Source organism: Polyangium sp. y55x31, assembly GCF_029946505.1.
Lineage (GTDB): Bacteria > Myxococcota_A > Polyangia > Polyangiales > Polyangiaceae > Polyangium.
On sequence record NZ_JARZHG010000032.1, the window covers coordinates 126,450 to 135,958 of the forward strand.

Sequence of the window (9,509 nt, forward strand, 5' to 3'; positions counted from 1 at the left end):
ATGGGTGGGTCAGCTCCCGCGGTAGGTCGAGAAACCGTACGGGTTCAAAAGAAGGGGCACGTGGTGGTGCTCCTCCGGCGCGCGGAGGAGGAACGTGATCGAGACGGTCGGGTAAAACCCCGTCGTGCCCTGCGCCGCGTAGTAGGCGCCCGTGTCGAACGTGATGCGATACGTGCCCGGCTTCGGGCGCGGCTCGGGCGGCAGCAGGTCGCGCAGGCGGCCGTCCGCGTCCGTCTTGCCGCGCCCGAGCACGACGTATTCGCCCGTGTCTTCGAGGCGTTCGAGCACGACGGGGACGCCCTCTGCGGGACGGCCGCGGCTCGTGTCGAGGACATGCGTGGTGATGGGGCTCGTGCTCATGGCGAGAGGATCTTCTCCAGGCGGAGGCGGGTGATCTTTTCTTGTTCGCCCACGGCGACACGGAGCTCGGCCTCCGCTTCGTTGTCGAGCCGCGCGCGCAGGATCGCGAGCAGCTCCTCGCCCGTCTTGCCCGTGGCGCAGACGAGGTAGATGCGGCCGAACTTCGCCTCGTAGGCGCGGTTTCCCTCGGCGATCGCGGCGCGCACGTCGTCCGCCGATCGCGCGGCGCCGGCCTGCTCGTTCGCGGCCCATGCGGCGGTGGACTTCGAGGCCGCGGAGGGATCGCCGATGCGGGGGTGGTGCGAGAAGGCCTCGTCCCAGTCGGCGACGTCGAGCGCGTTCCAGTGCCGCGATGCTGCTTCGAAGAGGTGGGCGAGGCTCTGGAAAGGTCGCTCGTGGAGCATCCGATCGACCCAGCGGGCGCTGCCGCAACAGCGCGTGAGCGCGGCGCGCGCTTCGTCGTCGGAGAGGTCGTTCAGGGGGCGGCAGTCGTCCACGGTGATGTCCTCACGTCGTGATCGGCGCGCCGTAGAGCCGGAGCCGCGCGACGCCGCCGTCGGGGAAGATGCGCAGGCGCACGTGGCTCACGGGCTCGCTCGCCTGGAGCGAGAAGACGTGCCGCGTGTGCGCTTCGAGCTTCGTGCGCGGCAAGAGCTCCTTCCATGCGGCCGCTTCGAGTGCCTCGGGCGAGTCCTCTCCGCGGAGGAAACATCCTTCGAGCGAGCAGCTCTCGGGGTAGTTGCCCTTGAAGTGCGTGGTGTCGATGTCCGTGCGCACGAGCGTGCCCGCGCGGCCGAGGCGCACGATCGCCCAGTCGTGGCCCGGGCCGCGGCGCCTTCGGCTCTCCCAGCCGTCGCCCATGTCGCGCGAGGGGCCGGGCAAGAGGAGGTTGCGACGATCCGAGAAGAACTCGTCGCTCGCGGCGATGACCACGCCGCCGTGCTCGACGGCCGCGAGATCGAGGACGCGGTGCTCGGAGAGGAGCAGCGCCCAGTCGGGTTTGACCTCGCCGTAGACGCGGAGCCGCGCGACGCCGCCGTCGGGGTAGATGCGGAGTTTTACGTGCGAGAAGGTCTTCTCGTCCGTGATCGCGAAGAGGTTCTGCGAGCCGGGTTTGACCGCGGAGGGCGGCAGGATCTCGGTCCACGCGACATCCGCTCCGAGGAGCGCTTCGAGCGACCGATAGCCGGGCACGTACGTCGCCTCGATGGAGACCTTCGCCGGGGCGTTGCCGAGGAAGTGGCTCGTGTCGACGTCGAAGCCCGCGATGCGGCCCGCGAGGCCGAGGCGCACGATGCACGCGTCCTCGCTGCCGGCGCGGCGGCGCCGCGACTCCCAGCCGTCCATCCACTTGCCCTGCTCGGTGTACTTGCCCGGGATGAAGACGGCCTTGCCGGGCTTGAGCAGGTTTTCCTTCGGCGCGAAGAAATCGTCGGTCGCCCAGATCGCCGCGCCGCCGAGGCGCTCCGACCCGAGATCGACCATCGTCTCGAAATCAGCCATCGTGTTCCTCTTCGTTCACGCACCACGTCCCAGGAGCGGGACGCCGAGGGGTTCGTCGCGGACGACGCCGTCCTCGTATACCGTTTGACCTCGAAGGATCGTCGTCTTCACCTGGCCGCGCAGCGTTCGCCCGAGGTAGGGCGTCACCGGGTGGCGATGACGCAGGATCGAGGGCTCGACGACGAACGTGGCGTCGGGATCCCAGACGACGAGATCCGCGTCGAGCCCGGGCGCGATGCGGCCCTTCTTGTGCGAGAGGCCCGCGAGCCGCGCGGGCGCCTCGCACATCCACCGCGCGAGATCCGAGAGCGTCGCGCCGCGCCGGCTGGCCTCGGTCCAGATGAGCGACAGACCGAGCTGGAGCGAGGCGATCCCGCCCCAGGCGCGCATGAAGTCGCCCTCTTCGGGGAGCTTGAGCCGCGGCGTGCACGGCGAGTGATCCGACACGACGAGGTCGATCGCGCCGGAGACGAGCGCGCTCCACAGCCGCTCGCGGTTGCTGCGCTCGCGGATCGGCGGCGCGCACTTGAACTCGGTGTGGCCTTCGGGGACCTCCTCGGCGGCGAGCAGGAGGTAGTGCGGGCACGTCTCGATCGAGAACGGCAAGCCCTCGGCACGCGCGCTCCTGGCATCGTCGAGCGCGCCCGCGGCCGAGAGGTGCACGACGTGCACGGGGCCGCCGAACGTGCGGCAAAGCTCGATCATCCGGCGCACGGCGCGCTCTTCCCAGGCCGGCGGGCGTGAGGCGAGGTACGTCGCGTAGCTGCGCGGATCGCCCGCGGCCTCGGGCGCTTCGCCTTCGAGCTCCGCGTGCACGAGCAGGGGCACGCCGAGGCGCGCGAGGATCGGCATCGCGCGGCGCAGGTCGCCTTCTTCGGCCATCGGGAAATCGTCGATGCCCGAGTGCACGAGGAAGGCCTTGAAGCCGAGCGCGCCGGCCTCGACGAGGGGCTCGAGCTCGCGCTCGTTGCCCGGCACGACGCCGCCCCAGAAGCCGTGATCGACCCACGTGCGCCCCGCCGACGCGCGGCGCTTCTCTTCCAGCGCCGCGCGTGTCGTGGTCACGGGGATCGAGTTCAGCGGCATGTCGACGACCGTGGTGATGCCGCCCGCGGCGCACGCGCGCGTGGCCGTCTCGAAGCCCTCCCACTCGGTGCGACCCGGCTCGTTGATGTGCGCGTGCGTGTCGACGACGCCGGGCATGATCACGCGGTCGCCCGCGTCGAGCGTGCGCACGCCTTCCGGCACGGCCGAGGGATCGAGCACCGCGGCGATACGGCCGCCGGCGATCGCGATCGCGGCCTCGCGCACGCCGTCCGGCAGGACGACGCGGCGGCCCTTCAGCACGAGGTCGAACGGGGCGGGATCGTGGCTCGTCATCAGGCAGGAAGCTTGGCCGAGAGGAAGGACTGGAGCTTGACGATGTTCTTCTCGTCGCGGGAGAAGCTCGGCGCCTGGTAGCTCTGCGCCCAGCCCGCGACCTCGTTCAGGAAGGCCGTCCGCGTGCCGTCGTCCTCGATGATCTCGTCGACCGTGCGGCCACGCGCGGCGCCGCGGGTCAGGTCGCGGACGTACCGTTCGAGGCGATTGTAGTCCTTGCCGAGCAGCTCGACGATGAGCGCCTTGTCGGCCGCGAGCCTGTGGAGCGCGGGCGCCTCGGCGCGCACGGCCGGGTTCTCGTCGAGCGCGAGCGAGGCCGCGACGCGCAGGACGAACGCGTCGTCGAGGAAGCCGAGATCCTCGATGCCGTCGGGGATGAGGTCGAGCGACTTGAACAGGTAGTTGAGCCCCGCCGCGACGTAACGCCGCGCCGAGAGGGGCGCCGTGGCCGACGAGAGCAGCTTCGCGATGTCGTCGGCGTCGGCGGCGAGCGTGCGCAGCCACTCGGGGAAGGTGTTCAAGCAACGGGTGTCGAGCTCGGTGGTCATGAAAGGTCCTTTCTTCTCTCGGTCACGGGGCCTTCGGCGCGGCCTTCGATTCGTTCGACTTCGAAGGACGCCAGCCGAGCACGCGCAGCGCGTTCAGCGAAAACAGCTTCAGGATCTCGTCGTCCTTGCGGCCCCGCTTGCCGAGCTCGCGGGCGAGCGCGGGCAGGCGCGAGGCGTCCTCCATGCCCTCGGCCGGCTTGATGTCGCCGTCGAAGTCGCTGCCGATCGCGACGTGATCGATGCCGGCGACGGCGATCATGTGCTCGGCCTGCGCCACGAGATCCGCGAGCGTGGCCGTTCCGTCGGCCTTCACGAAGGGCGAGTGGAAGTTCAAGCCCGCGACGCCGCCCGTGCGGCCGATCGTGCGGAGCTGCTCGTCGGTGAGGTTGCGCGGGACGTCGCAGAGCGCGCGCGCGTTCGAGTGCGTCGCGACGATGGGCGCGCCGTGCGCCTCGGCGATGGGGACGAGGTCCCGGAAACCCGCGTCGGAGAGGTGCGAGACGTCGACGAGCGCGCCTTTCTCGTAGATGCGCGCGGCGAACTCCTTGCCGAGGTCCGTGAGGCCGTACTTCGCGCCGCCGCCGGTCGCCGCGGAGGCGAGCTTGTTGTTCCTCGCATGCGCGAGGCTCACGAGGCGGACGCCTCGATCGATGAAACGATCGATCGCGGTGATGTCCTCGGCGAACGCGCCCGCGCCTTCGATCGCGAGGAAGGTGCTGATGCGATCGGGCTCGGCCATGCGCGAGCCGAGGGGCAGGAAGATCGAGCTCGCCTCGACGATCGAGACGGCGGCGCGGTAGATCGCCTCCGCGTCGTCGATCTTCGGGCCGCCCTTGATCTTGTCGGAGATGTAGATCGGCAGGACGACGCCGCCGTAGCCGCCTTTTTCCAGTGCCTCGATGCGCGCTTGCCCCTCGGTGAGCTTGGGCGAGCGGCCCTTGCCGTGGACCTGCCAGGGGACGTCGGTGTGCAGGTCGACGACCATGAAGCGCGGCGCAGGATCGGCGGCCGCGACTTCACGCGGGCTCGCGAGGCTCACGACCAGCGAGGCGGCGCCGAGGAGCGCCGCGGCGAAGCGGGCCGTGAGCAGGAGCGGAGCCACGTCACGAGCCTCCCGCGAGGTAGCCGATCAGGATGCCGAGCACGAGCGTGCCGATCGCGATCGCCGCGGCGAGCGGCACGGGGACGCCGCCCTTCTGCTGCGGCAGAGGCGGCGGAGGCACGATGGCCACTTGCGGGGGCAAACGAGGCGCGGGCGCGACGTTGCGCGGCTCGGCGCTCATCTGCGTGCCGCCCGCCGGTTGCGGCGGGTAGAGCACGGCGCCGGGCGCGGGCGCGGGCGCGGGCGCGCCATGACGCGGCGAGGCCGCGGGATCCGTGTCGGCGACGGCGAACGAGCCCGAGACGGGCGCCATCGGCGGCGGCGTCTGGCCCGTCGGCATCATCGCGCCGACGGCGGGCATGACGGTCGTGGCGGCCGAGGCCAGCGTCGCGGCGCTCTCTTGTTGCGGCTTCCAGCCGACGTTCACCACGACCTCGGGCGCCTCGGCGCGCACGAGGGCGGCGAGGACCTGGGCCATCTCGTCGGCGCTCTGGAAGCGCTTGTTCGGATCCTTCTCGAGGGCGCGATCGAAGAAGGACGTGAAGCGATCGAGGTGCGGCGCGAAGACCGTGATCGGGGTCGGGTGACCGACGATGACGGCGGTGAGGCGCGTGAAGTCGTTGTCCGCGTCGAACGGGAGCTGCCCCGTGAGCATCTGGTAGAGGATCGTCGCGACGGACCAGAGATCGCTGCGCGGATCGACGTTCTTCGCGCTCTTGATCTGCTCGGGGCTCATGTACCCGGGCGTGCCGATGAGCGCGCCGGTGCGGGTCTTGTTGCCCATGCCGCCCGCGGCATCCATCACCTTCGCGATGCCGAAATCGAGGATCTTCACGACCTCGTTGCCGCCCGGATCCTTGGCGACGAAGACGTTGTCCGGCTTGAGATCGCGGTGGACGACGCGTTGCGCGTGGGCGGCCGAGAGGGCCGCGAGGATCTGGCTCGTGATGCGATAGGCCTCGGGCACGGGGACGATGACGCCGCCGTCGAGCTTGTCGCCGAGCGACTGGCCGCGGAGCAGCTCCATCACGAGGTAGGGCGAGCCGTCCTCGGCGACGGCCGATTCGAGGATCGGCACGACGTTCGGGTGCACGAGGTTCTTCGTGGCGGTGACCTCGGCGAGGAAGCGGTCGCGGACCTCGGGGATGCGGGTGAACTCCTCGTGGAGGAGTTTTACAGCGCGTTTGCCCTCGCCTTGCACGCTCTCGGCTTCGTAGACGGCGCCCATGCCGCCCTCGCCGAGCAGGCGCACGAGCCGAAAGCGCCGGTTGAGGGTCGCGCCGACGAGCTTCTCGGCCGGGCTCGAAGTGGTCATGCGGGGCGAACCTTACCAGAACTGCCGCCGGGACACGCCTAGAGGACACGCCCCCGATCCTGCTCCCCTGCGTATGCTCCCCGGACACACCTCGAAAGGACGGACGCTGTGCCCAACGGCCACGTGCACTACGAAGCCTGTGATCAGCTCCTCTGGAAATTCACGGAGCAAGAGTATCCGGCGTTCCGCATCGACCGGTATCACTACAGCCGCATCGTGCGGGTGCTCCACCTGCGCGGCGTGCGAGGGTACGCGCCGAACCCTCGCTGGGAGACGTTCCAGCCGCCGGAGTACTGGCTCGGCAAGGCGCCGAAGCGCGAGGTGGTCGAGGCCGTGGCAGCCAAGTACGTCAAGGCCTTGCAGGCGCTTCTCACGTCGAACCCGAACGACGCGCTGCACCCGAGCGTGCGCGGCGCGTCCATGGTCTTGTTCTGGTTCGAGCTCGGGTGGGCCGTGCGGATCGGCGATTATTTCCTGTACACGCGCACCGGCGACGAACCCCTGCGCGTGATCGAGAAGCCCGGGCCTGCGCTCCCGCCCGACGTCGAGCTGACCGACGAGCAGCGGGCGGAGTGGAACAAGATCATGGGAAACCTCGCCACCGACGTCGGGGTCGACGGCCTGATGAGCGGGATCAAGCCCGAGGAGTGCGTGTGCGACCTCCGCGGCGTGACGGAGCTGCTCTGCTCGACCACGCCGCTGCACCATGCACCGTCGTGGCCACGCATCGCCGCGTCGTCCGTGTACAGCGCGGAGTGCTCGGGGCTCGTCGTGGAGGCCATGCGCGCGCACGGCCTCCAGCGCGAGACCGATCAGCTCACCACGCGATGGCGGCGCCCCGAGGGCGAATGAGTCCTACGGGGCCTTCGCCGCCAGGGCGCTACGCGCCGCCGGGCTCGCAAAAAGCGGCGCCGCGAGCGCCTCGCCGGACTTGCCTTTGCCGTAGAGGAAGTCGTACGCGGCCATGCTCGTCATCACGCGCTTCGTGTAGAGACGCGTCTCCTCGTAGGGGATCTGCTCGACCCAAAGATCAAAATCCTCGTTCGGGCGCTCGTCGACCCAGTCCTTCGGCTTGCCGCCGCCGGCGTTGTACCCGGGGATCGCGAGGAGCGGGTTGTCCTGGAACTTCGCGCGCAGGACCGACAGGTAGCGACACCCGAGCGCGATGTTGATCTCGGGGCGCTTCAGCGACTCCGCGTCGCCCTTCAGCTTGAGGGGCTTGGCCATGCGCTGCGCCGTGGGCACGATGAGCTGCATCAGGCCGACCGCGGCGGCGCTCGAGACGACGCGCGGATCGAAGGCGCTCTCCTCGCGCATGATCGCGTAGGCGAGGGACTCGGGGATGCCGCTGCGTTGCGCCTCGGCGGCGACGACGGCCACGTACGGGCGCGGGAAGGCGATCTCCCAGGCCGAGCGCCAGTTGCCCGCAGGGTAGTGATCGGTCCAGTCCGTGAGCTCGGCGCGGCCCGTGGGGATCGTGTTCGTCGCGGTGCGCAGGATCTGGTGTGCTTCCTTCGGCGAGCCGGCGCGCGAGAAGAGCAGCGCCGCGGCCCAGAGGACCTCGGGCGGCGCGGTGCGAGCGCCGACGCCGAGGCGATCGAGCTCGATGCGCGCGAGCCGCGACTCGCCTTGCCGCGCGAGCGCGAGCGCGCGGAGGAACTCGGGCTTGCCGAAGGAGGGGCTCTTCGGCGGCGGCGAGGGAGCGGTCGCGCCTTCCCGCGCGAGCGCCTCGTCGAGCGCGCGATCGGCCGCGGCGCGGTCCTTGTCCGCGAGGCGCGCGTAGGCGAGCGACATGTAAAACGAGAGCGGGTAGTCGCGGATGACGGAGGCGAGTAGCTCCTTGCCTTGATCGATCGCGCCGGTTTCGAGCCGCGCCCGGCCGAGGTAGTAGGGCAGGCGGCCGGCCGCGTAGTAGACGCGCTCGCGCGGGGCGCGTTCGAGGGCGCGTTCGAGGGGAGCGACGGCGCCGGCCCAGTCGCGCTTCGTCATGCGCGCGAGGGCGAGCTCGAAGAGGCCGTCGGTCGTCATGTCGCCCTGCGGGTAGTCGTCGGGCATCTTCGTGAGCATCTGCGTGAAGCGCACCTCGTCGCCGAGCTCGCGCGCGGCGAGGGCGCCCTTCAAGCGCGCGTCGTCGGCGAGCCTGTGCGAGGCGAACTCCTGTTCGAGCAGGCCGTACCGTCGCATGGCTTCGCCGTGGCTGCCGGCGCGGGCGGAGGCCTTGCCGCCGTGCCAGAGGGCCTCGACGCGGCGGGGCGTGCCGGCGCAACGCTCGATCGCGGTGCCGAAGCCGCTCTCGGCCTCGGGCTTTTTCTTCAGGCGCGCGAGGGCCTCGGCGCGGACCATCCACGCGCCGCAGCCGAGGTCGCCGGGGTTCGCGGCGAGGGGATCGGCGATGAGGCCGTCGGTCGTGCGCAGCGCTTCGCGGCTCTGGCCGGCGTCGAGCTGGCGCTTGGCCTGGGAGAGCAGGTCGTCCTGGCTCGGGGTCTCGAAGGCCTTGCGGCGCGGGAAGGGCAAACTGCCGAGGGCGTCGGTCTCGATCGACTTCGCCTCGCCGTTCCCCGCGCCGGAGGGCGCCTCGTAGAGGACACGCCGCGCGAGGCCGATGGCCTCCTCGGCATGCTCCTCGGACGGCTTTTGCAGCAGGGCGCGGGCGACCTTCAGCGAGACCTCGACCCAGCGCGGCGGATGCCCGGTCTTGCCGAGGTAGGCGCGGTAATGCGGCAGCGCCGCGTCGAGGTCGCCCTTGCCGAGCAGGGCGTCGGCGCGGAGGAGGCCCACGTCGGAGGCGACGGGCAGATCGGCGGGGACCTTGTCGAGGTGGCGGAGGGCTTCGGCGTGCTCGCCTGCACGGACGGAGAGGTCGGCGGCCTGGTAGCGGGCGTATCCTTCGAGGGGCCCGCCGATCGCGGCGGATTCGCCGTACGCGCGCGCGGCGCCGAGCGGATCCCCGGCGAGCGCGCGGAGGCGGCCGAGCTGGTAGCGGAAGGCGTGCTCGTCGTCCTTCGAGGGGCGCGGCTCGGCGGCGAGGACGGCGTCGAGCTCCTTCGCGGCTTCCACGTAGGCCTCGCGGGCCACGGCGGCTTTGACGGCGGCGAGGCGTGTGTCGTCGAGCAGGGGCGCGGCGGCGTCTGGCTCGAAGGCGACGCTCTCCTCGGACGCGGGGGCAGCGGCGGCAGCGGCGGCCGCGGGGGCGGCGGCGGACGCGGAGGCGGGGGCGGCGGCGGCGGCGACCGCGGGCGCGGGGGTGGTCCCGGCGGTCAGGCGCGGGGCGGTGGTGACGGCGGCGCCGCCGAGGGCGACG

9 protein-coding genes are annotated in these 9,509 nt (G+C 71.2%); 1 reads left to right on the forward strand and 8 read right to left on the reverse strand.

What is annotated here, in order from left to right; genetic code table 11:
- Nucleotides 1–9: 9 nt before the first annotated feature.
- Genes uraH through QHF84_RS37975 form a run of 7 tightly spaced genes read right to left on the reverse strand, consistent with a single transcriptional unit; the run spans nt 10 to nt 6,208 of the window.
- Entirely contained in the window at nt 10–360 is a 351-nt protein-coding gene (gene uraH / locus QHF84_RS37945) for a hydroxyisourate hydrolase (protein ID WP_281318428.1), read from the reverse strand.
- Nucleotides 357–857, reverse strand: coding sequence for a 2-oxo-4-hydroxy-4-carboxy-5-ureidoimidazoline decarboxylase (gene uraD, locus QHF84_RS37950; protein ID WP_281318429.1), 501 nt, complete (start codon nt 855–857; stop codon nt 357–359). Before uraD ends, uraH begins: the two co-directional genes overlap by 4 nt.
- Nucleotides 858–867: 10 nt before the next feature.
- On the reverse strand, nt 868–1,863 hold the full coding sequence (gene alc, locus QHF84_RS37955; protein WP_281318430.1) for an allantoicase: 996 nt from the start codon (nt 1,861–1,863) through the stop codon (nt 868–870).
- A 15-nt stretch (nt 1,864–1,878) separates the two neighbouring features.
- Nucleotides 1,879–3,243: an allantoinase AllB gene (gene allB / locus QHF84_RS37960; RefSeq protein WP_281318431.1), complete on the reverse strand. Its 1,365-nt coding sequence runs from the start codon at nt 3,241–3,243 to the stop codon at nt 1,879–1,881.
- Nucleotides 3,243–3,791 (reverse strand): YkvA family protein, encoded by a 549-nt coding sequence (locus QHF84_RS37965; protein ID WP_281318432.1) that lies wholly within the window; start codon nt 3,789–3,791, stop codon nt 3,243–3,245. Before QHF84_RS37965 ends, allB begins: the two co-directional genes overlap by 1 nt.
- Nucleotides 3,792–3,813: 22 nt before the next feature.
- Nucleotides 3,814–4,893 carry a membrane dipeptidase gene (locus tag QHF84_RS37970; protein ID WP_281318433.1) on the reverse strand — a complete coding sequence of 360 codons (1,080 nt, stop codon included), beginning with the start codon at nt 4,891–4,893 and terminating at the stop codon, nt 3,814–3,816.
- 1 nt (nt 4,894) lies between these two features.
- On the reverse strand, nt 4,895–6,208 hold the full coding sequence (locus tag QHF84_RS37975; protein WP_281318434.1) for a serine/threonine-protein kinase: 1,314 nt from the start codon (nt 6,206–6,208) through the stop codon (nt 4,895–4,897).
- Between the two features lie 108 nt (nt 6,209–6,316).
- Between QHF84_RS37975 and QHF84_RS37980 the strand changes: the two genes are divergently transcribed.
- The gene (locus QHF84_RS37980; RefSeq protein WP_281318435.1) at nt 6,317–7,060 is read left to right on the forward strand and encodes a hypothetical protein; all 744 of its coding nucleotides are present in this window, start codon (nt 6,317–6,319) and stop codon (nt 7,058–7,060) included.
- A 3-nt stretch (nt 7,061–7,063) separates the two neighbouring features.
- Here the strand turns inward: QHF84_RS37980 and QHF84_RS37985 are convergent.
- Nucleotides 7,064–9,509 (reverse strand): lytic transglycosylase domain-containing protein (locus tag QHF84_RS37985; RefSeq protein ID WP_281318436.1); only part of this gene is annotated, 2,446 nt, incomplete at its 5' end.